Source organism: Streptomyces sp. NPDC042336 (assembly GCF_055581985.1).
In genome coordinates this window covers 121898-143948 of the sequence record NZ_JBVJEA010000019.1, presented here as the reverse complement: position 1 = coordinate 143948, position 22051 = coordinate 121898, and the positions used below count along the sequence as shown (strand labels likewise).

Here is a 22051-nt window from a genome sequence, read left to right as displayed (position 1 = left end):
AGCAACTTCCGCACGTAGCGGTCACGATCCTGCCGTTCAACGCGTCCCACGCCATGCAAGCCCTGGAGCGGGACCACCTGCCCGACATGGACTGAGACAGAGCTGCGTGGCTCCCTTTGATGGTAGTCGCAGAAACCGCGCCCGCCGCCCGGCCTACGACCGCGGCACGACGTCCAGCGGGCTTCCGATGAGCGTGGCGGAGGGGAGCCAGTCTGACGCCGCAGACAAGCCTCACTCGGCCAGCTGAAACCCGTCGAATCGAGACCGTCATGACCACGCCGGCCCTCCAGGCCGCGTGACCGCACCTGTCACCCGAACCCGCATAAGGCCGCGTCTTGTGCACTGCAGCATCCTGCCAGGCGACCCTCTCTCAGCAAGCCAGGTCAGGTGTTCACCCCGGTGGCAGAGGCAACTCACCGATGTCGCCGTTGAACGGGCCTGCGGCCCTCCAGGCTCCTATCGTCGTTTCATGGGGCATAGTCGAGGATGGCAGGCGAGTCATGATCAAGAACGTCGATCGTCGCTTTGCTACCTGTCAGCGGTCTGGTACCTGCGTGCCGCGGCGTTCGTCAACTTCCTCGCCGCGGTATGGGTCACGTTCGGCAACGACATCCGGCGGCACAACGACGACGAGTTCTTCACGCCGTACCTGTTGACGGCTGGCTTCTTCTCCGGGTCAGTCTCTGTCTTCCTAGCCGTCACCATGCGGCGCCGCAAGCGCGCGGCATGGATCCTCAATCTTGTGCTCGCTGGTCTGATCCTGGCTCTGAGCGCCCTGGCGATGGGACTGCCTGTTTACCGGCAGCACGCCCAAAACTGGTTTTCCATGTTCGTCACCGCATTCTTCGTTGCTGCTCTGATCGGCGGGCGGCGTGAATTCCATGCGAAAGGCGACCGCTCCAATCCGAAACTGGCAGCTTCGGTGGCAGTGGGGGGCTTCCTGGCCTGTTCGCTGCTTGCCGCAGCGCTGGTCACGGTAACGAACACTGACCCGGACGCCGGGCGTTCCGACTTCTTGGAACGCTGGCACTACGGGGCGCTCCGTATGTTCTCCCTCGCCTACGATGACATCCCCTTCGGAGACATCAGCACACCAAACTGGGCCAATGTTCTGATCAACGTAATGAGCACGATACTGGTCCTGCTGGTCCTGTACGCGGCGTTCCGTTCGCGACGGGCCATCGACGCAATGACCCCAGAAGATCTGAGGGGTTTACGCGCGCTGCTTGAACGGCATGGGGAACGCGACTCCCTCGGCTACTTCGCACTAAGGTGCGACAAGAGCGTCATCTGGTCCCCCTCGGGCAAGGCTGCCATCACCTACCGGGTGGTGAGCGGGGTGTCATTGGCGTCCGGGGACCCGATCGGTGACCCGGAGGCATGGCCGCGAGCGATCGACCGCTGGCTCGCCCAAGCCCGGGAGTACGGATGGGCACCGGCAGTGATTGGCGCGAGCGAGGAGGGTGGCACGGTCTACGCTCGTCACGGCCTGAACGCCCTGGAACTGGGCGATGAGGCGATTGTCGACCTCAGTGAGTTCACCCTCGAAGGCCGCGCCATGCGAAACGTACGGCAAGCGTACAACCGAATCGAACGGGCAGGCTACAGTGTCTGGATTCGCCGACACAAGGACATCCCGACACAGGAAATGGCTGATCTCATTCGTCTCGTAGACGAATGGCGTGACAGCGAGTCGGAACGCGGATTCTCCATGGCGCTGGGCCGTCTCGGCGACCCACAGGACGGGCAGTGCGTAATGGTGCTCTGTCATGACGGAAAGCGCCCACGTGGCCTGCTCAGCTTCGTGCCCTGGGGCGACGACGGGCTATCGCTAGACCTGATGCGTCGGGATCGCGACTCTGAAAACGGGCTTTTCGAATTCATGGTGCTCAAGCTCATCCAGCAGGCCGGCGAACTCGGAATGCGGCAGCTCTCCCTGAACTTCGCGATGTTCCGCTCCGTCTTCGAGCGCGGGTCCCGGCTCGGCGCCGGACCCGTATTGCGCTTGTGGCGCTCGTTGCTCAGCTTCTTCTCTCGCTGGTGGCAGATCGAGTCGCTGTATCGTGCCAACGCCAAATACCGTCCCATCTGGGAACCGCGGTATCTTCTCTTCGAGAAAAGTGCCGACCTCCTGCGCATCACCGTGGCGAGCGCCCGCGCCGAGGGTTTCCTCGAACCACCAGGTCTACCGAAATGGCTGAACCGACGACGGATAGGCGATGCAGACCCCAAGCGGTAGCCGATCCCCTGCCGGTACGGCCAACTGTCGAGGTGTCTACCCGGTGCTGTGGTGCGAGGCCGCTCCCGTAATCAGAGAACGTGACGTCGCAGACGGATGGGAAAGAGGTGGCCCATGCTGTCCGGTCTGTACCCGGTCCTCGTCGGCTGCCGCGTGGGATAGACCGCGATGTGCGTGAATGAGTGAACGTAATCTCGCCCGCCACAACGCGCCGCCCGTCCTTGTCACGTGCGCACTGGGAAAGAGATCGCACAGGTGCTTGCGAAGAAGCGTCCGGTGAGACCCGCAGCCCGTCTCCTTCGCCGGGAATGGGGCCCCGTGTGGGCGATTGTGCGCGCTGAACTCGCCGATCGGAGGGGCCGGGCGATCCCGCTGACGCTCAGCGCACTCTGCCTCATCGTCCTTTTCCAGGTAGCGCAGCATCAGCGGAGCCCGTACTGGGGCTACGGGCTTGTGCAGGACGTCGGCTTCGTGCGGGCGGCAGACCCCTGGTGGCTAGCTCTGGCACGCACTCCCCTCTCCCTGTTCGTGCCGGCCGCCGACCTACCGGTTTGGGGAGCACTCGCGCAGGTCCTTGTGGTGTTCGGGATCGCCGAGATCGCACTGGGTAGACGACGGACACTGCTCATCGCCTACATCTGCACGCTGGCCGGCGTCGTATACGCCCGGATCGGTGTCGCAGTCGGCCCAGGCGGGGTGCTCGGGCTTCCCGCGGGCGACGCCCAGGTCGTTGACACTGGCCCGTCGGGAGCGGTAGCCGGTCTCGCGGTCTACCTCTGCCTGCGCTTCCGCGCCTGGTTCACCGGAGCACTGGTGGGGATGGGCATGTTCGTCGAGGCGATCGCCAAGCCCAATCTCGCGGGCAGGGAGCACTTGGTGGCGATCGCCGTGGCGCTGGCGATGTCCGCGTTTTCGACGCTGCGACGGCGGTGGAGGTAGGACCGCGCGCCACATCCATGGCGTCCGGCGGGCCCAACCATGAAACGGGTACACGAACTCCATGAAGCCCTGCTCCCCCATGCCTCGACGCTTGCCCTTGCCGGCGAAGTGGGCACAGACAGTGGCAACGCCGAGTCCGGAGACCGACCGCATCGCGGTCAGCCCGGCCACCGACAGCCGTCCCGAGCGTCGCACGCTGACTGTCACGACCGGAGTGCGGTCGCGTTGACCCCAGGTGCGTCTCCGTTGCGGCCGCCGGGTGAAGCCTGTCTGTCCTCGAATTGGGCGTATCCCCCGCCCTGGCTCCCATACCTCATCCCATACCGCCTTCTTCCCCACGGTGACGACCCGCTCGTCGCGCTCGGCGACTCGCACCCGGGCTTATAGCCAGACGGGCCAGGTCATGTTTCCAGGACCGTGTGCGGTAGCCGTTGGAGCCGCCCGCATCCCCGTGATCAGCAACTGGGAGGCTTGCGGGTAGTCGGCATGGCTCTGCCCGATGAAGCCGACGGATCTCCGCCCAGTCCTCCACGCTGATCACCACTCTTCCCGGTCTGACTCAGCGAGCCAGACCCCTGAAGGGGGTCAACTTTCAAGCGTCGCCACTGGTCCACTTTTCAGCCGTCGCCGACAGGCCATGGCTGCGGAAGCCGCCGATCAGTTCCTTCCTCTTGGTGTCCACCAAAATCACCGGCTGGCAACCGGCTGGCCGACGTGTCACCGACACGAAGATCCTGGCGCTCCGACCGGAACCAACTCGGCCGCATCGAAGAACTGACTCGAGGAGCTTGACACGACACCGCCAATCTCGGGGCAGGCGCCCCCGTCGCGGGCCGATGGTTCAGGAGGTGACCGGTCCGCTTCCTGCCGAGGCATGTGTCACGCCTCGGCGAGCAGGCAGAAACGCCTGGGCCCTTCAGGTTTTGGTGGTCGCGGCCAGAGCTTGCCTGGCTGCCTGCTCCACGGATGAGACACCGTCGCTCATTGACACGCTGCCGTCCGACAGGACGGCGACAAGGTAGGGGTGTCCGTCCACGGTGATCCGGCCGACGCTGTTGACATCCCACAGTCCGGAGGTAGTGCGCTGAAGCCAGCCGTTCTTCAACGCGTAGTCCGATCCGGATACCGCCGAGACACCCCACGCCTGGTCGCTCGCGACATGGGTCATGAGGGTCCGGATGTAGGCCCGGGAGTCCTTGTTCAGCGGAGAGTCGGTCTTCAACGTCGCAGGGCCTTCGAACACGGAGAGCAAGAGTCTAATCTGGTCACTTGCTGTTGTCTGCGTCAGCCCCCACTTCGTGCCGGGACCGCCCTTGGTCGAGGTCAAACCCATGCGCTTGTTGGCCTCTCTGAGGCCGGAGGCCCCGCCAATCTCGCGCCACAACTTGTTCGTCGCCGCGTTGTCGCTCTTTCGGATCATCGGTTCGGCCAGTGCGCGTTCCGCGGCAGTGAGGTTCCTGCCCGCGTCCTGAGCCTGCAGCAGCAGTGTTGCGAGTATGTCGACCTTGACGATGCTGGCCGTGTCGTACGGCGCATCCTCACCGACCAGCACTGGCTTCCCGTTCCCTCCGTCGAGACTGAGCACCGCCGCTGTCACACGCACCTTGCTCGGGCGTTGCACAGCGGCGGCGTTCACGCCGGCCCCGGCATGGGCCTGCCCCGACGGCGACGGTACGGCCATTGCCGGTGCCGCGTGCAGTCCACCCAGGGAACTGAGAGCCGTCACCGAGGCCAGAATCACAACGGCGCAGGCGGCGGCACGACTGCTACGCCTTGATGGGCTCTTCAAATGCAGCATGTGGCTCAGATAAGACATGACAAACATACCTCGACATCTTTTTACGAAAGGGATCAGACGCCGATAATAGGAGAAATTGACGCTATAAGAAGTGACCCGCGTCACTGCAATCCTGCCGCATGCCGCTTTGTGAGAAAATCCATAAGCTTTGCCCGGCGCGCCCGTCTCACGGTGGCCGTTCGAGCAGGATTGATGTCTCGGGAGCGGACAGGACACTGAGCTACGCACGACGGTGCAGCGTAGGTGCCGTGATCCTTCTCTGTTCGACGCTGTGGCGTGACAGACCTCGCCGATGGCGTCCGCAGTGAGATCCGTCGGTGCGAAGCGATGCCAGGGAAACGATCGACAGTCTCGCCGTCTTCATCGAGCGGATGTCGATCGTCGTGCTGCAAACGGAGCTTCCGCGAGGGTCGCCAGTGTTTGAGGCCGGCCATGGCATCGCTCTGCTCGCGCCGGTACAGGTTGACGAACAAGGCGGTGAGAAGGACGGCGAACATGGAGTGGTCGTCTCCAGCGGTACGCCCACGTTGTTCGGTTGTCGCTGATCAACGTGCCGACGACGCTTTGGAAACGCCGCTTCTGCGGCGGCAGCGTTCACGGCCGGCAGATCTATGACTGCGCGCGGGTGAGGATGAGCTCGTGCAGCGGCTGTCCGTCGGCCTCGGTTCCTGACCGGTCGCCGTGTCGGCCGCCCGGGAGGACGTCTCCTGCTGGCCTACTGCCCGGCTGATATCACCATGGATGAGCTGGTACCGCTTCGCGAGCGGTCGCTGTCTGTGGAGCATTGGTCTCAGGCCGCGAAGCGGGAGTGCAGCCTGCACGGTTACCACGTCCGTCGCTCTCACGGCTGGCGCCGCAGGCGCTGGACTTCGGGGCGAACCAGCGCACCAACACTGGCTTTACGCACCTGCCCCGCTGCCCTTCGACTACCGCAAGGAGCCGGTCGGCAGCGGCAAGGGGCTCCCGGGTGCGGCCGCACGAAATCCAGGCTGCGCGCTGTGGGACCTCCCGCCGGAGTCCATCCCGTTCCCGGCCACATCTTCAAGATGCTCTCGATGGACTACAAGATGTAGTCTCATTCCGGTAACACCACCGAGGCTGGCCCCGCTCCACTGCCTGGGCTTCCCCATCCACCCGCAACCAGCGGCATATGCGTAAACGTTCGTCAACGCCATCCTCAGTAAGCCGGACGTCCGGCTGGGAGAACTCCTCAGCACCTGGCCACGGCGCCGTCGCTTCCCCAACGATCACCCCCTCGGCTGATCGCCAGACTCCGAAAGTGCGGCTTGGCCGGAGAGAAGCGACGTCAGGGATCTCGAACCCGTATGCGGACGCAGCCGCCCTGAGCCTGTGACCAGCCGAGCTGCGCCGCCGTGACAGCGAACCGCCCGCCAAGTCGGCTATGCAACCGCGCCGATCCTTGTGCCATCGACAGGGTCGATGTGCCGCCGTCCGCGCGCGGTTCGATTGCTACGCGTCACCACCCCGGTCGTGATGCCGTGAGCCAGAAGGGCAACGTCCGGCGACGCCGGGGCCACGACCGGCAGGATCACTCTCGTGCGGTGGAGGAGGCACCCGTGACCCCCAGCCGACGGGCACTGGCAGTGGCCGCAGCACTGACTGCGGCCCTGGCTGCCGGTGCGTGCGAGAACGTAGGCATGCATGCTGGCAGGTTGTGCGTGCAGCCAGCCGATTTCGGCACGGGCACGCTTGCAGGGGCGTGCCCGCCGATCGCGCCCAGCAGCACGCGGGCCAACCACAGAACACCAGTCGCCCCGACGGCCATCAGCCAACCGTTTCGCCCCGGCACGGACCTGCCGCCCGCGGCCACCGGATTCCGTCCAGACACCCCCACAGGCCAGCCCGCTGCGACCGATACCGAGCCGCGCTCGACCGCTGGCAACGGGGCGACCACACCGCTCGCATCCACCACCCCGGTCCCCGTCCCGGCGGGCACCGCCCCCGGGACGGGACGACTGCCTTTCGCCTCAGCCACCACGGCCGGTCTGCACAACACCTATTCCCCGACCGCCTTCCGCTACCTCGCCCAGGGACTGGACACCGGCACCGGCATGATCGAGATCGACACCTGGCCCGACAACACCACCAAGCAGTGGAAGGTCAGCCACTCTCACCCGCACCGCAACGTCAACAACTGCACCCCCGCCACAACCGCTGCGCAGCTCTACTCGGGCACTACCCACTCGAACCTGGAAACCTGCCTGGACGACGTCCGGATCTGGCTGCGCGCCCACCCGGGAGCAGGCCCACTCGTGGTGAAACTTGAACTCAAAGCAGGATTCGCAACCGGCCAGGGGATGGGACCGTCACAGCTCGACACCCTCATCGCCGCCCACCTCGGCGACATGGTCTTCCGCCCCGCCGACCTGCTCCCCAAGCCCACAGGCGGCTCGTACGCTACCGCCTCTGACGCGGCCCGCGCCGACAACTGGCCCACCCGCTCGGAACTGGCCGGCCGGGTGCTTCTCTACGCCATCCCCGGCTCCCACACCCCACATCCCGACATCGAACTGGGCCGCCACCTGCGAGACCTGGCCGCCACGGGCAACATCGGACGGGCCCAGGTCTTCCCCGCCGTCCATGGCGCCACCGCTGGCGACCCGCGCACCGCTTACAAGGACACCGCCATCCGCCCCTGGTTCGTCGTGTTCGACGGCGACGCCACCACGTACCTCGACGGCCTCAACACCACCTGGTACGACACAAACCACTACCTGCTCACCATGACCGACGCCCACAAGGTCGTTCCCGCCCTCAGCGCCACCCGCCCTTCCCTCGCTCAGGCTCGCGCCCGCACCCAGCAACTCGCCACCGCCCACGCCACGATTGTCTCCAGCGACTGGCACCAACTCCCGAATGCCCAATCGCTGCTCCTCCCCCGTGGCCCCCCGCAACCGTGACACCGCCGAACGGTAGATGGAACGGGCGCAGCGTTCTGATGACGGAGACCGCCGTGGAGAACGAGCAGACCGGTGACTCCAGCACCGTCAGATACCGTGTCGGACGACCAGCTAATCGCGGCTCTTCGACCGGGCCGGAATGCTGGGTGCGCCTGACGGCGGAGGGCGGGCTGTCTGCTGCAGTAGCTGCCGAGGTGGGTGCTGGAGCCGCCCCGGAAGACGAGATCGCCGGCCACGTCGGCTGCGACAAACACGCTGTCGCCGGAGGAGCAAGGACACCCGGGTGAAGATCGTGCCAGCCGACGTCGGCCCGATCGAGGTGAAGGGTCCCCGCGACACCGCCGGCGTCTTCGAGCCGCAGATGGTCAAGAAGCGGCGGCAGCAGCGCCGGACCGGCCTTGACGAGGGGGTCCTGTCACTCTCGGCCCAAGAGAGGCGGCCAGCAGACAGCGGTCGCGAGTCGACGACGCACGGGCCGCCTGAGGCGGGGCAGCGGTCCGCCTCCGTGCGAGCGCTCGCAGGGCCCGCTGACGGAGGCCAGGCTTGGAAGGACGTGCCGGGCCAGTGCCGACAAGGCGAAGGGCAGCAGGAGCGGGATCAGAAAGAGGAAGATCACGGCCTCCAGCAGTTGACGCAGTAGTTCCTCGTCGTCGCGGCTGAGCTGGGCAAGGATCCGAGCGAGGACGGTGTCGCGGTCCGCGTCCCGGTCGAGTTCGGTGTGCACGCACCGGGCTGACAGCCCGGGGGCGTCCTGCACCGCGTAGCCGCGACCGTGTCGCTCGCGGTCCACGACGCCCTTTGCGCACCGGCGGCCACCACGGCGGCTTCGAGTTCGCCGACTGGTCGGCGTTCGTCCTTCGGGTCGGTCATGGAACGGTCCTCACCCCGCTGCCGTCTACAGTGCAGTAGACGGTCTACAGAATTGTAGTCACTGCCAGGGTGCTGCCGCGACGCACCTGCTCCGTCGGACCGAAGGGGTCGCGAGGATGCCCACACCCATCCATCTGTCGTTGCAGCTCGCTGTCAACGTGCTCGATGCCCATTCTCTGCTGGCCGCCTTCGGGGCTCTGGGAGTGGGGGTAGTGCTGTTCGCCGAGACGGGACTGCTGGTGGGGTTCTTCCTGCCGGGCGACTCACTGCTGTTCACAGCGGGTCTGCTGTGCACGGGCTCGGACGGGGGAAGTGTGCACCTGTCCCTGGGGCCGTTGCTGGTCGCGGCCGCGACCGGGGCGCTGGTCGGGGCACAGTGCGGGTACCTGCTCGGCCGGAAGGCGGGCGGAGCGCTGCTGGCCCGCAGCCGCTCGCAGCGGCTCCACGAGGGTGCGAAACGCGCCGAGGTACTGCTGGAGCGGTACGGGTTCGCCAAGGCCGTCGTGCTGGCCCGGTTCGTCCCAGTGGTGCGGACCGTGCTCAATCCGGTGGCGGGCGCCCTCGAGGTGCCGGTGCGGACGTTCACGCTGTGGCAGGTCGTCGGCGGGCTCGTGTGGAGCGTCGGCCTCATCCTCGCGGGATACGCGCTGGGCTCGTCCGTACCGAACATCGACCGGTACCTGCTCCCGCTGGTCGCGTTGATTGTCGTCGTGTCGCTGCTGCCTCTGCTGGCCGAGCTGTACCGGGCTCACCGTGCACGCCGGGGCGGCGATTCGGATTCGGAGAAGGAGAACAGGTGAATTCGATGGGTCGTCGATCGACGGCTCCACCTACGTGACGTGGTGGGTACCGCGGGACAAGCGCCGGGCTCGCTGGACGACACGGTGTCGCTCTGGTCGACGTACGGGCTGGTGGTGTTCGTCGTCCTCGCAGCCTTCGGCCGGTGGTGGGCACGGCGATCCGGGGGGCGGCCGCGGTGGCGGCACTCACCGTCCCGGTGGTCGCGGTCATGGCCTACGGCGCGAGCGCCGTACTCAAGCTGTTGGTCCGTGAGGAGCGGCCGTGCCAGGGCCTGCACGTGAGGACCATCAAGACATGTCCCGCGCCCGGGGACTGGTCCTTTCCCAGCAACCACGCGACCGTGTCCGCTCTGGCGATGGCCGCCTCCCGGATCTGGGTGGGCGCGCACTATCCGCACGACGTCATGGCCGGGATGCTGGTCGGCGGGCTCGTAGCCCTCTGACGCTCACCGTACTGAGCGGGTGGTCACGACCCATGGGCAGGTGGATCACTTCGAGCCGCCTTCCCCTGCTGGTCACGGCTTCATGAACCGGCCCCACACTGGTCGAACGGCCTGACGCATGAATTATCAGCAGCCCACAGTGCGCTCCCTCGTGAGCACACACAGGTAGGCCAGCATGGCCGTTCCGTCACGGTCCGGACGGTGGCGAGGGCGCAGACCCGCGAGGTGACCGGCACCAGCAGTGGCGCCGCCCCGATTTACCTGAGCGGCACCGGCCGGGCAACGCGCGCGGCAACAGAAGTGGTCCCTTGAGTCGCGTCTGAGAACGGTCAAGAAGCCTCCTCCGCCCCTCGCCGGGTCAGCCGCGCGTAGCCGCACAATGCACACGCACGCAAGAACGATGTTCTGGCCGCCGACCAGAGTTGACCTGCAATGTGAGGACAAAGTGACACACCCGACGTCTGGAACGGACTGATCGTCGGTGTGTCGGCAGCCGCCGCCCCCTCCACTGAAAGATCATCCGTATGGAGATCGGCCAACACGACAGGAGCCCGTGGTGAGCTGGAAGAGGTGTCGGCCGCGCGTTCCCTCCCGTCTGCCGGGGACTGCTGCGGCATTGATCGTCCTCGCCGTACTGGGCACCGCCTGCTCCAGTCCGCCTTATCCGACCTCGCGACCGAAAAGCCTGACACAATGCCGCCCCACCTTTGTCGGAGTGGCGCATCCCGATGACGACCTCTTCTTTCTGAATCCGGAAATCAGAAAGACCATCCGCGCTGGATGCCCGGTCGACACGGTGTATCTGACCGCCGGCGATGCCGGCAAGACGAACCGGGCCAAGGCGCTGGAGTACGTGGACCGCAGGGAATACGGCGTGCGTGCCGCCTACGCGGAGATGGCGGAGGCAGCCAACCGCTGGGAGCAGACAGATGTGCGGGCAGACGGCGTACGAATCAGGTCCTACCTGCTTGCGGACAAGGCTCGAAACTCCGATGTGCGGCTGACGTTCTTGAACCTTCACGACGGCCTGCCACGCGGTCAGCAGGAGAACAGTCTGCTCAGGCTGTTCGACGGCAGGAGAAAGAAGATCAAACCGTTCCAGGGCACCGAGAGCTATACGGAGGACCGACTGCTCACCGTGCTGACGGCGCTGGTCCGGCTCAGCGGAGCGGCGCGCATCCTGACGATGGACCACGATAACGCGTCGTTCGCCTTCGGCCTTGGCGGCAGAGTCGATCACAGCGACCACGGCGTCGGAGCCCGGTACTTCCGCAGGGTAGGCTACGCGCTCGGCATTCCTGTCTCGTCCTACCTCGGTTACACCATGTCTGCCCTCAAGGCGAATCTCACGCCAGGAGAGTCCGCAGAGAAGGACGAAGTAGCGCGCTGGTACCTCGCCAACCGGAACTGCCGGGCCACCGGATCTTGCGCCACCGTTCCCCCTTTCAGCGGCAAACTGCAGAAGGACTGGAAACTGTGGATGCACCGCCAGTACAAGCAGTCACTACGGGCCCCGCGCACCGGAGAAATCCTTGGAGATATCGGCCGGACGACGTACTTCACCGGAGGGGAGCCGGCGCAGTGCCTCAGCGCTGCCGCCGGACCGCCGGGCCTCGGCGAGGTGAGCATCCGCAGCTGCGACGGATCAGCTTCGCAGAAGTGGGACGTGGACCAGGACGGCACGATCAGACCGCGCAACGACCGCGATTACTGCCTGACAGCGCTCGCTCGAAAGGCCGGGCTCACGCGGTGCGAGCCTGGCCGCCCGAACCAGCAGTGGCACCGCAATCCATGGCAGGGCACCGCATGGCCGCGTAACGCCTGGCAAATCTCCGGGAGCGTAAACCGCTGCCTGTACCAGGACGACCGCCGTCTCCCGGCCCGCTGGGGATCGCAACCGGCAAAGCCCTGAGCTTAAGCTGTCAGGCTGTGGCACTCATCCCCGGCCTGAACTCTACTGGCGCTGGGGAGGCTGACGGCCCGGACGCCGCCCCACCCCGCTGGCCGGCGCCGGAAGCTCAGGGCGGCCCGGCGCATCTGCTGCGACTTTGCCGAATCGTGTCAGGGCCAGTGCTCCCGCCACCGCAGCCACGAATCCCACGGCCGCCAACCACTCAAGCCCGCTTCGGGGGCGGTCGCCCAGCCACAGAATGCCTACCACGGCGGGCCCCGCCGTTTCGAACAGGACCATGCCGGCTGTCGCCACGGTCACCGAGCCGCGCTGCAATGCCGAGGTCAGCAGAAGAAACCCCGCTGCTCCCCCAAGCAGCACAGCATAGAGAGCGGGATCGCCGAAGATCCGGGGAATATCAAGGGGTCCGATCAGCCTCACCGCCACCTCGACCACGCCAAAACCCGCACCCGCGCCAAGCCCCAGCAGTAGGGCCCGCGGCCGGTCCGCGATCCGTCCGGCTGCTACGCCGGTGAGGAGCACGACAAGGACGAGACCGGGCAGGGACCAGCGCAGTGCGGCTGGTCCGGAGTGCTGCCCCTGTACTCCGGAGGCTGGGGCGATCATCGCCAACCCAGCGCACATCGTGGCCACGGCGGCCCATTCCACGACGCTCAGCCGGGTATCAAGGAGCCAGACGGCCACCACGGCGGTGACCGCAAGGCTGGCGGCGAGCGAGGCGCCTACCGCGTACAAGGGAAGCGACCGCAGAGCGACGACCTGAAGCAGGAACCCGAGACCGTCGAGGGCGAGACCGGCGGCGAATCGCCACTGCCGCAGGACGCGCAACAGCAGCATCGCGTCGACGCCTGAGCCTGAGCCGGTCTCCACAGCCCGTGCGGCGACGGCCTGGAGAACGGAGGCGGTGCCGAAGCAGCAGGCGGAAGCGAGTGCGCACACCATCCCCAAGGCCACGACAAGGACTGTAGGTCAGAGATCTGCGAAGAGCCGAGGTCCGGCCGCCGGACACGCGGACCGCGCCATACTGGAGACTTCCGGCATGTGGTGCCGCAGCCGCCGTCACAGGGTCGATAGCCATTGCGCTCGTCTGAACTGCTGAGGTCAGCCGCACCGGTTCGGAAGGTGCCGAGCGACGCAATGTGCGCTTAGATGGTGGAAGGCTCGACCAGGAATGATGAGCCCGCCGGAGTGGTGTGATTTCCCAACCGGCGTGCGGAGCCCTCATCGGGTGGCTCTCGCAGTAGATCAGTCGAACCGATCCAGGCCCAAGCCCTCCTCCACAGGGAACGAGGAATTGGTATGAAGTCAGTCCGCGTCCGTACCGTCGCTGTCACAGTGGCAGCAGCGCTCAGCCTCCCCGTGTCGCTGGGCGTGCTGGCGTCCCAGGCATCGGCCTCCGGCTCCTCGCCGAGTGCCACCGACACAGCGTCGCCGTCGCCGTCACCGAGCGAGCAACCCTTCGGTCCAGGCTGTTCCAAGCTGCCGCAGAGCGGCAACGGGAGTGCCGCACAGATGGCGCACGAGAACATCACAACCGCAGTGGACAACAACCCGAACCTGTCCATGCTGGCCGATGCCATCAAGAAGACCGACCTGGCGAGCACCCTGAACGGTCTCAAGGACAGTACCGTCTTCGTGCCCACCAATGACGCGTTCAACAAACTCGGCACCGCCAAGAAGGACGCGCTCCTCAACGACAGGGCACAGCTCAAGAAGGTACTCACCTACCACGTGGTCGAGCACAAGAAGATCACCAAGGCACAGTTGCCGCACGGCACGTTCACCACGCTCGAGGGCAGCACCGTCACCACTTCTGGCTCGGGTGACTCCTTCAAGGTCAACGGCAGCGTACCGATCGCCTGCGGCAACATCCCCACGAAGAACGCCACGGTATACATCGTCGACGGTGTTCTCGTCCCGCCGACCGCTACACCGTCGTCATCGTCGTCCTCCCAGGGCTGACGACGCAGGGACAACGCACTGCTTGAGCGTCTCTCAAAGAGCGGAAGACGCGCCACCGTGGGATCTAGCCGACGGTGGCGCGACCAATGAGGCCCTACCAGCCTGCCCCAGGTGCAGAGCTCGTTCCACCTCAACCGCGCACTACGCCAACCATCGGCTGGTGAGAGCGCGTCGGGCCTCTGCCAACTCGGAGGGCCTGAGTGTCACCAATAGCCACTTTCAGTAACCTCGCTGCTCGTTGGGGTCGGTCGCGGATGGCCGAGCTTGCCCAAGCGTGATTGGTGGGCTCGCTGATGCGCGGCAACCACGGAGTGCCAGGTCGAGGAGCCCTATGAGGTCTCGTGATACGGCCAATGGGTGCACTCGTAGGCGCGGCACCGCCTCACTGACCGTGGACAGGTGGAATAAATGTTGAGCGCCATGGCACTCAACCCCTGTCTGGACCAGCGGGGCCTCTGCCCGGTGCCCGTGAGAGGAAATCGCCGTACTGGCGTGTTGGTCAGGAGCCGTCCATGACGACTACTCAGCTTTCCGTGGTCGTTCCGTGCTTCAATGAAGCTGCCGTAATTGAGAGGTTTCACTCGGCCGTCGAGAACGTGCTGGGCCCGTCCAATCTCGACTACGAGATCTGCTATGTCGACGATGGCAGCACTGACCGCACACCGGACCTCATCCGGCAACTCGGCTTCGCGGACCCCCGCGTCAGATATGTGGTGCTCAGCAGGAACTTCGGCAAGGAGTCGGCGATGCTCGCCGGCCTGCGGATGTCTCGAGGGCAAGCGGTGGTCCTCATGGATGCAGACCTGCAACACCCCCCGGAACTCATTCCACGGATGCTCGAACTCCACGCGCGAGGGTACGACCAAGTGGTTCCGCGCCGAGACCGCGCAGGTGATGGTGTGGTGCGCACGCTGCTGAGCCGCGGCTACTACGCCTTGGTGCGCCACTTGATGGACGTAAAGGTGCTCGATGGCGCCGGTGACTTCAGACTGCTGTCACGGCATGCGGTGGACACCGTACTTTCGCTGCCTGAGACCAATCGGTTCTCCAAGGGAATTTTTTCCTGGATCGGGTTCTCCACGGCCACTTTTACCTACCGGAACGCACAACGACTGGCCGGCAGTTCGAAGTGGGGGAGTCGACGCCTGCTCAACTACGGTATTGACGGGCTGCTGTCTTTCAACAACCGGCCACTGAGACTGGCTATCTACACGGGCTTCTGGTGCCTTCTGGTGGCAGTCGTCTACGCGACGTGGGTTGTCATCGACGTGGCAGTCCATGGGACCGCTGTCCCTGGCTATGCGACGCTGCTGATGGTGGTGGTAGCGTTGGGTGGAGTCCAGCTGATCACCCTAGGGGTCATCGGTGAGTACGTGGGACGAATCTACCACGAGGTAAAGCGTCGCCCTCCCTTTGTTGTTCAGGAAACCGATGAATACCCCTCTCAGGGGCCGCACCCATCAAGCGGCGGAACACTCGCGACTCCTGGAACTCTTCACACAACGGCACGACAGTTCGTTACTTTCGTAGCCATCGGGTTCGTCAATACTGCGGTATATCTGGGCCTCTTCGCCGCTCTGAACAATTGGATCCCGTACCTCGTGGCGCATGCGCTCGGGTACACGGTCAGTGTCCTGTGCTCATTCTTGCTCAATTCCTACATCACCTGCCGCACCCGTCCGACATGGCGCGCGCTCATTCGGTATCCGCTGTCCAGCATCTTCAACCTTGTGGTATCGGGCGCGCTTCTCTACGTGGCCGTGAGCCAACTCGGAATGGATAAGAATGTCGCTGCACTCGTCGCCGGAGTCGTGGTCACCCCTGTCTCCTTCGTCCTCGCGCGGTGGGCCATTAACTCCGGTCGGCAGCCGGGGAGTACCAAAGTCGCTGCGGGAGGGGTTCGGCGTACTGCTCCTGAGACGAACCAGGACGACCCCACCCTCGGCTAGAGCCGCACGCTCGGAGGGCGACGAGCGGCCTGAGGCCCGGCAGCCCGCGGAGGCGCAGGACGCAGACATCCGTGAGTTCAGCGAAGGCGGAAGGTCGACCGCCTCCTCACTACGCCTCAGCACAGTGGGCTCGGCTCTGTTGACGTTCGTTCCGCTGTCGCTTTTCGCCGGAGCCGCGTGGATCGCACGTTGGGTACGTCCGAGCGGTGACGAGTGGTGCTTTCTGCCCCGCGTGCGCGACGAAGGCTTCATGGCACTGGTGGACAAGTTTTATTCAATGGACAACGGCCGGATTGCCAACGGCTTTCTCGTCGCCTCCTACTCTTCGTTCGGTGTGCCGGGACAGCAGTGGTACGCGGGCATCAGCGCCATCGTGATGCTGGCCCTCCTGTGGGCATGGACGGCGGCGCTGCGCCGGACCAGCGGTTGGCACGTGCCCAGAGGCGTCCCCCTGTTCTCGGCTGCCATGATCCTCGCCCTCTTCTGCTTCGCCTCCACGAACACCTACAAGACCTTCTTCTGGCCGGCCTCGTCGGTCTCTCACACCTTCCCTCCCGTACTCGCGGCCGCCACGACGATCCCCGCTCTACTGGCAACCTCTCGTCGTGGACGAGCGTTTGCCGTCGCGTCCGCATGCGTCGTCGGAACCGTCATGGGCACGTTGTCGGAAGAAACGTCAGTAGTCGCCCTGACCCTTCTTGTCCTGACCATGCTGCTCGCGCGACGGCTCTTCCCCTCAGGACGGCTCGCCTTCGTACAGGCTTGGTGTGTGTCAGCCGCAGGGGGCATTGTGCTCGGCACTGCAGTACTCTTCACCTCCCCCGGCTCACGGAACCGGCGCGCGCACAACCATGCGGGGGCCATGTTCACCCCCGAGTCGCTCGCGGCATCGCTGCGGGGGTACGTGCACATTCTTTTGACCTTCGCGACGAACTGGCAATACCTCGGTGCGATCGCCGTCGGTACGTTGATCGGCCTCCTGGCTCGCCGCGAGGACGGCGGCATCCCCCGGCCGGATCGCCGGGCATCCCTCGTCCTGGGCTTCGGTGTACTGGCCCTGCTGTTCTCCGGATACGTGTGCACGGTCATCACCCATCCGGTGTTCGGATCCTCGGTCGCGACGTCCAACCGCCTGTGGAACGACTACTTGTTCCTCCTCCTCCTCCTGCTCGTCGGTGCAGGCGGTCTTCTCGGGAACATGCTGGTACGCCGGTACCGCAGCGGCACAAGACCCATGGCAGTTACCGCGGCGCTCTTGTGTGTGGCGGTCACGGTCGTGTTGGCCGTTTCACTACGCGATCTGGGCTCGGACATGCAGGCACGGGGCAAGGCGTGGGACCGCCAGGACCGGACGATGAGGAACAAGGCTGCGGCAGGAGTTACGGTTCTGCCCTACAAGCCGCTCGTTATCAGCAAGATGACAGAACCATTCGGCAACAATGGCAAAAGGTCATGGCCTGCTGCTTGCGTTGCCACCTATTATCACGTGAGTGAGATCACGGATAGATCGCGAGGCACCTGATGCGAATTCAGCCTCGGAAGTCAGCAACGTGATTCGACGCGCCCCGTGCTGTGGCAGATGCCGTGCCGACGGCAGATCTCGTTGAAGGCCGACGAAGCCTCTGGATATGGCGTGGGTGAACACGCTCGTCACATGGCCGTGATCGTCGACCAGGGCGCGCAACCCAACCCCGGTGCTCTGCCGACGGTCAGGACTTCCCCTGCCCTACGCTCCAGTCCCTGCGCGCAGGGGGCGGAAGCAGTGCAGCCATGACGTTGCCCGATCCACGGCCCAGCAGAAGGTGCACAGGCCCGAGCCGTCGGACTAGCCACCCGACATAGCCGTGTCTTCTCCGTCCTCACGGCGAGACCACCGCTGGCGCAGGAGCCGAGTGTTTGTAAGGATGAACGCCGCCACGAAACCGAGTTCGTGGGAGGACTCTCGGAACTCGTTCGAAACGCACAGTGGCGGCAGGTCAGGGTCACGTCTCGTGGTGGAGGCGATCAGGCGTGCGACGCGGCGGGCATGACCGGTTGTCTCTGGGTGATCCGCCGCCATGCCGGTGTCCGCGCCGTGGCAGCTGGTTCACGAACTGCTCAAGCGCCTGCTTGTAGCAGCCTGAACGCGGCCTGAACGCCTTCCCGGCTGTTCAGTCCGCCTGCTGCGTCACGCGCGCGGGTTCCGCGACGTCCTTGCGGCTCACGGCCAGGTACACCACCAGGCCGAGGATGACGGCCAGGAAGAGCCCGCTGGTGACGACGGTGCCGAACCCGAGGCCGCCGTCGCCAGTCGGCTGGGAGAGGTAGTCGCCGATCGAGGCGCCGAGCGGGCGGGTGAGGATGTAGGCGATCCAGAAGCTCCACACCGCGTCCAGGCCCAGGGCGAAGTGCGCGATCGCCGCGGCGGCGATGGCCAGGGCGAAGAGGACCGCAGCGAGCCAGTAGCCCAGGTCCATGCGCTCGGAGACCAGATCGCCGCCCGCTGTTCCCAGGGCGAAGGTGAAAAGTACGGCCAGCCAGTAGTACGCCTCGCGGCTGGTGGTGTCGATGCTGTGAATGGAAAGGGTGCGCTCGCGCCGGTACCAGACGACGAACGCGACGGCGAGAAGGACGGCGAACACGGCGGTGGTCGTCTCCAGCGGTACGCCGATGTTGTCGGTGAGGTTGTCGCTGATCAGTGTGCCGACGACGCTGATGAGGGCGACGCCGAGCCAATATACGCCCGCGCGGTACGCCTTGGTGCGGAACTGGATGACGAGGACGACCGCGAGCAGCGCGCTCATGAGCAGGGACACGCCGGTCAGGCCCAGGCCGGCCTTCTCGTTGAGCAGGTCGGCAGCGGTCTCGCCGACCGTCGTGCACAGCACCTTGATGATCCAGAAGTAGGCGGTGACCTCGGGGGCCTTGTTCCAGCGCAGACGGTGGGAGGGGCGAGCGGAGGCACTCGTGCCCGGTTCGGCCTCGGGAGTCTCGGAGAGTTCGTAGGTCATGGGCAGGACGTTGCCAGCGGTTACCTGAACGCATCCTGACTGCCGCGCGGCTTTCCCGGCCCGCCAGGTCCGGCCTGCTCACGATGGGGCCATGCACACCCGCGCCGCGTCCTGGCTGCGGCACCGGCTCGGCCGCGCCGTCGTCCTGTCCTACACCCTCGCCCTGGTCCTGCCCGCCCCCGGCCTGTGGCTGCGCCGCCCCCATCCCTTGCCGCCGTCGCACCTGACCCTGCACACCGCACCGCTCCTGCTGTCCCTGGTGCTGTTCTCGGCCGGGCTCCAGGTCCCGGTCCGCGCGCTGAGCGCCCTGCTGCGGCATTCGGGGGTCCTGCTCGCCGGCCTCGTGCTGCACCTGGCGATTCCCCTGGCGGTCGTACCGTTCGTCGCCTTCCTCCTGCGGCACACCCCCGATGCCGACGGCGGCAGCGGACTGCTCACCGCGATGATCCTCGTCGTGGCGATGCCCGTCGCCGCCGGGGCGACCGTGTGGACGGACAAGGGTAATGGCGATCAGCCGACGATGGTGGGCCTCATCCTGGCTTCCACCCTCCTCAGCCCGCTGACCACCCCCGTGCTGCTGGCGACGCTGTCGCCGCTGCTCAGCGGTGGCTACGCGCACACCCTCGCCGCCACCGGCCGGTTGTCCGAGGGCGGATTCACCCTCACCGCCGTGGTCCTTCCCTGCGCTGCGGGCCTGCTGTGCGCACTCGTCATGCCCGCGCATTGGCTGGGCCGTCTGGTCACCGCGGTGGCGCCGTCGGCCATGGCCGGTTCACTGGTCCTGACCTACGTCAACGCCAGCGGCGCCCTCGGTTCCGTCCTCGCCCGGCCACGCCCGCTGCTGTTCGCTGCCGCCCTGGCCGTGGCCGCCCTGGTCTGCCTGCTCTCCTTCGTCCTCGGCCGGGTCGCCGCCCGCCTCCTGCGGCTGGATGCGGCTACCGCCTCGTCGCTGACGCTCGCCTGCGGCATGAACAACAGCAGCGCGAGCGCGGTGCTGATCACCGCGTCCCTGCCCGACAAACCGCATCTGCTGCTGCCGGTCCTCGCCTACGGGCTGCTGCAGAAGACCGCCGCGAACCGGATCGTCACCCGGCTGCGACCGCCTCCCATCGCGGCAGGCGCCTGAACGGTCCTCAGCCGCCCTCGGGCTCGTGTCCGCGTACGGGGACGAGCAGGGTGAAGGCGGCTGGCCGACGGCCGGTCAGGGAGAGTCTGCCACCCAGAGACAAGGCCAGGTCGCGGGCGAGGGAGAGGCCGATGCCCGAGCCCTCCCCGGCGCCGGTTCGGCCGCGGTCGAACAGCCGGGACGCCTCGCCGTCCACCGCGCCCTCGTCGCTCACGTCGAAGGCGACGGCTTCCCCGAGGTCGCGGGCCGTGAGGCGTACGGTGCTGCGCCCGTGGACGCGCGCGTTCTCCAGCAGGACGCCGAGGATCTCGGTGACGGGGGCACCGAGGACGCGAATGTCATCCCCCGTCTCAAGGGCCCCGGCTTCCAGGCGTCTGTCGTCGCGGGCGAACAGTCCGTGCCAGCGCTCCTCGGTCTCCCGCAGCAGCTGTGACACGGGCGTGTCCGGGGCGGGCCGACGCGGCAGCCCGTGGAAACGGGACAGGCGCAGCACCTCCTCCACCGTGCGGTGCAGGCGACGCGTGGTCGCCAGGGCCTCCTGCAGGGCGGGCCGAGTCCCAGCGTCGTCGTCCTGGGCGAGTCCCGCCTCCAGGGTCAGCTGAAGCCCGGTGAGCGGGGTGCGTAACTGGTGGGAGGCGTTGGCGGTGAAGTCGCGCTCGCGGCGCAGGAGTTCGGTCAGGCTCTGCAGCATCTCGTTGTGGGTCCGCGCGACCTGGTCGATCTCGGCGACGCTGCTGTGCGCGGCCCGGGCGCTCAGGTCGCCGGCGGTGACGGCCCGGCAGTGCCGGGAGAGGTCTTCCAGCGGCGCGGCCAGCACCCGCGCCTGCCTGCGGGCGACGAGGACGGCCACCGTCAGCGCGAGGGCGCAGACCGCGGCGAGGACCGCCCAGGCGATCAGGACACGGTCGCGTACGACGGCTACGGGCGAGGAGGCCCGTACGACGCCGATCACCCGCTCTGCGTGCGAGACGGGCACCGCGACGACCAGGTCACCGCCCGGCCGGCCGCGCACCACCTCCGCGGACAGCGCCCGTCGCACGGCCGTGTCGCCGGTGCGGGGGCCGGTGCCGGCCCGCAGGCGCAGCGAGGGGTCGTACAGACCGAGACGGCCGTCGGCCGGTGGCGCGGGCATTTCCACGGGGTCACCGGTCGCGTAGTCCGGGCTGACGCGTACGGCCGCTGACAGCGCCGCCCGTTCCAGGGTGTCGCGCTTGTCGGCGTAGAGGGACGACCTGATCGCCAGGGCCAGCGGGACGGCGAGGAGGATGACGGCGACCAGGGCGGCGGTAAGGGCGACTCGCGCCACGCGCTGTCTCATGCTCCCATCCTGCGGGCCCCCGACCGGTCCGCGGGCGGTCCGCCACACGCTTTTGCCGTCCTCTAACCGTCGGCGTGCGGGGCGTTAACCGACGGCTCTCTAGCGTCGGTGGCATGGCCGGCGAACAGTTCCCGGCAGTGCCTCGGGAGGGCAATGGCATGTCGTACAAACGTACTTCCGCCGGCCTCGTCGCAGTGATGGTGGTCGCGGCGGTGATCGCAGGGTGCTCCGGATCATCGTCCGGGGCGCATTCCGGCTCGGGTTCGACGGCCCCGGCACAGGCGACCCCGGCCCCCACCGAGTCGAACCCGCCCGGGGACATCCCCGACAACCAGGTGTTCGTGGCCTACCGTCCCACCGGCGGCTTCACCGGATTCACGGTGAAGGTACCGGAGGGCTGGGCCCGCACCGACAAGGGCGGTACGACCGTCTTCACGGACAAGCTGAACAGCGTCACCATCGCCACGGCCAACGCCTCCACCGCCCCGACCGTCACCTCCGTCAAGGACACGGTCGTACCTCAACTGCGTGGGAAGGTGTCGAAGTTCGCATCGCCGAAGGTGTCGCCGGTCCCCCGTAAAGCGGGCTCCGTCGTCCTTCTCACCTACCGGGGCGACTCGGCCAAGGACTCGGTCACCGGCAAGGTGGTACGCGACGCGTTCGAGCGTTACACCTTCTACCGGCAGGGCCACGAGGTGGACCTGACGCTGTCCGGCCCGGTCAACGCCGACAACGTCGACCCGTGGCGGATCGTCAGCGACTCGTTCGCGTGGCGGTGAGTGCG

At 66.5% G+C, this 22051-nt stretch carries 15 protein-coding genes and 3 pseudogenes; 12 read left to right on the top strand and 6 right to left on the bottom strand.

Annotated features, from left to right (window positions below; all coding sequences use genetic code 11):
- Positions 1-469 precede the first annotated feature (469 nt).
- Together ACZ6IM_RS31605 and ACZ6IM_RS31600 are read left to right on the top strand one after the other, a co-directional pair.
- Positions 470-2239, top strand: a complete 1770-nt coding sequence (locus ACZ6IM_RS31605; RefSeq protein ID WP_011030881.1) for a phosphatidylglycerol lysyltransferase domain-containing protein — start codon at positions 470-472, stop codon at positions 2237-2239.
- A 255-nt stretch (positions 2240-2494) separates the two neighbouring features.
- Positions 2495-3178 carry a hypothetical protein gene (locus ACZ6IM_RS31600; RefSeq protein WP_359571737.1) on the top strand — a complete coding sequence of 228 codons (684 nt, stop codon included), beginning with the start codon at positions 2495-2497 and terminating at the stop codon, positions 3176-3178.
- Between the two features lie 373 nt (positions 3179-3551).
- Here the strand turns inward: ACZ6IM_RS31600 and ACZ6IM_RS31595 are convergent.
- Both ACZ6IM_RS31595 and ACZ6IM_RS31590 read right to left on the bottom strand, forming a co-directional pair.
- Positions 3552-3661 (bottom strand): annotated as a pseudogene (locus ACZ6IM_RS31595) (ISAzo13-like element transposase-related protein); the annotation flags it as partial.
- A 433-nt stretch (positions 3662-4094) separates the two neighbouring features.
- On the bottom strand, positions 4095-5003 hold the full coding sequence (locus ACZ6IM_RS31590) for a serine hydrolase (protein ID WP_319229866.1): 909 nt from the start codon (positions 5001-5003) through the stop codon (positions 4095-4097).
- 290 nt (positions 5004-5293) lie between these two features.
- Between ACZ6IM_RS31590 and ACZ6IM_RS31585 the strand changes: the two genes are divergently transcribed.
- Together ACZ6IM_RS31585 and ACZ6IM_RS31580 are read left to right on the top strand one after the other, a co-directional pair.
- A complete protein-coding gene (locus ACZ6IM_RS31585; RefSeq protein WP_052842348.1) occupies positions 5294-5521 on the top strand; it encodes a hypothetical protein in 228 nt (75 codons plus the stop codon).
- 1527 nt (positions 5522-7048) lie between these two features.
- Positions 7049-7897, top strand: a complete 849-nt coding sequence (locus tag ACZ6IM_RS31580; RefSeq protein ID WP_359736536.1) for a phosphatidylinositol-specific phospholipase C domain-containing protein — start codon at positions 7049-7051, stop codon at positions 7895-7897.
- Between the two features lie 616 nt (positions 7898-8513).
- Here ACZ6IM_RS31580 and ACZ6IM_RS31575 read toward each other — a convergent pair.
- A pseudogene (locus ACZ6IM_RS31575) lies at positions 8514-8767 on the bottom strand (BlaI/MecI/CopY family transcriptional regulator); the annotation flags it as partial.
- A 116-nt stretch (positions 8768-8883) separates the two neighbouring features.
- On the opposite strand from ACZ6IM_RS31575, the gene ACZ6IM_RS31570 reads away from it, so the two are divergent.
- From ACZ6IM_RS31570 to ACZ6IM_RS31560, 3 genes and pseudogenes are all read left to right on the top strand, one after another.
- Positions 8884-9567, top strand: coding sequence for a DedA family protein (locus ACZ6IM_RS31570; protein WP_011030876.1), 684 nt, complete (start codon positions 8884-8886; stop codon positions 9565-9567).
- Positions 9545-10096: pseudogene (locus tag ACZ6IM_RS31565) on the top strand (phosphatase PAP2 family protein). The gene ACZ6IM_RS31570 and the pseudogene ACZ6IM_RS31565 overlap by 23 nt, the downstream one beginning before the upstream one ends.
- A gap of 629 nt (positions 10097-10725) precedes the next feature.
- Positions 10726-11922, top strand: coding sequence for a ricin-type beta-trefoil lectin domain protein (locus tag ACZ6IM_RS31560; protein ID WP_238363751.1), 1197 nt, complete (start codon positions 10726-10728; stop codon positions 11920-11922).
- Positions 11923-11964: 42 nt separating this feature from the next.
- Here ACZ6IM_RS31560 and ACZ6IM_RS31555 read toward each other — a convergent pair whose 3' ends face one another.
- Entirely contained in the window at positions 11965-12864 is a 900-nt protein-coding gene (locus ACZ6IM_RS31555; protein WP_011030873.1) for a hypothetical protein, read from the bottom strand.
- Between the two features lie 357 nt (positions 12865-13221).
- Between ACZ6IM_RS31555 and ACZ6IM_RS31550 the strand changes: the two genes are divergently transcribed.
- The 3 genes from ACZ6IM_RS31550 (at position 13222) to ACZ6IM_RS31540 (ending at position 17355) form a co-directional block, all read left to right on the top strand.
- The gene (locus ACZ6IM_RS31550; RefSeq protein WP_011030872.1) at positions 13222-13884 is read left to right on the top strand and encodes a fasciclin domain-containing protein; all 663 of its coding nucleotides are present in this window, start codon (positions 13222-13224) and stop codon (positions 13882-13884) included.
- A 512-nt stretch (positions 13885-14396) separates the two neighbouring features.
- Complete coding sequence (locus ACZ6IM_RS31545; RefSeq protein ID WP_011030871.1) at positions 14397-15833, top strand: glycosyltransferase; 1437 nt, start codon at positions 14397-14399, stop codon at positions 15831-15833.
- Between the two features lie 124 nt (positions 15834-15957).
- Positions 15958-17355: a DUF6056 family protein gene (locus tag ACZ6IM_RS31540; protein ID WP_319127585.1), complete on the top strand. Its 1398-nt coding sequence runs from the start codon at positions 15958-15960 to the stop codon at positions 17353-17355.
- Between the two features lie 628 nt (positions 17356-17983).
- Here the strand turns inward: ACZ6IM_RS31540 and ACZ6IM_RS31535 are convergent.
- Entirely contained in the window at positions 17984-18823 is an 840-nt protein-coding gene (locus ACZ6IM_RS31535; RefSeq protein WP_469561172.1) for a COG4705 family protein, read from the bottom strand.
- A gap of 91 nt (positions 18824-18914) precedes the next feature.
- Here ACZ6IM_RS31535 and ACZ6IM_RS31530 point away from each other — a divergent pair, with 91 nt between their 5' ends.
- Positions 18915-19949 (top strand): bile acid:sodium symporter family protein, encoded by a 1035-nt coding sequence (locus ACZ6IM_RS31530; RefSeq protein ID WP_469561169.1) that lies wholly within the window; start codon positions 18915-18917, stop codon positions 19947-19949.
- 7 nt (positions 19950-19956) lie between these two features.
- On the opposite strand, the gene ACZ6IM_RS31525 is transcribed toward ACZ6IM_RS31530, so the two are convergent.
- A complete protein-coding gene (locus ACZ6IM_RS31525; RefSeq protein WP_469561166.1) occupies positions 19957-21267 on the bottom strand; it encodes a HAMP domain-containing sensor histidine kinase in 1311 nt (436 codons plus the stop codon).
- Between the two features lie 158 nt (positions 21268-21425).
- Between ACZ6IM_RS31525 and ACZ6IM_RS31520 the strand changes: the two genes are divergently transcribed.
- Positions 21426-22046, top strand: coding sequence for a hypothetical protein (locus ACZ6IM_RS31520; protein WP_469561164.1), 621 nt, complete (start codon positions 21426-21428; stop codon positions 22044-22046).
- Positions 22047-22051 lie beyond the last annotated feature (5 nt).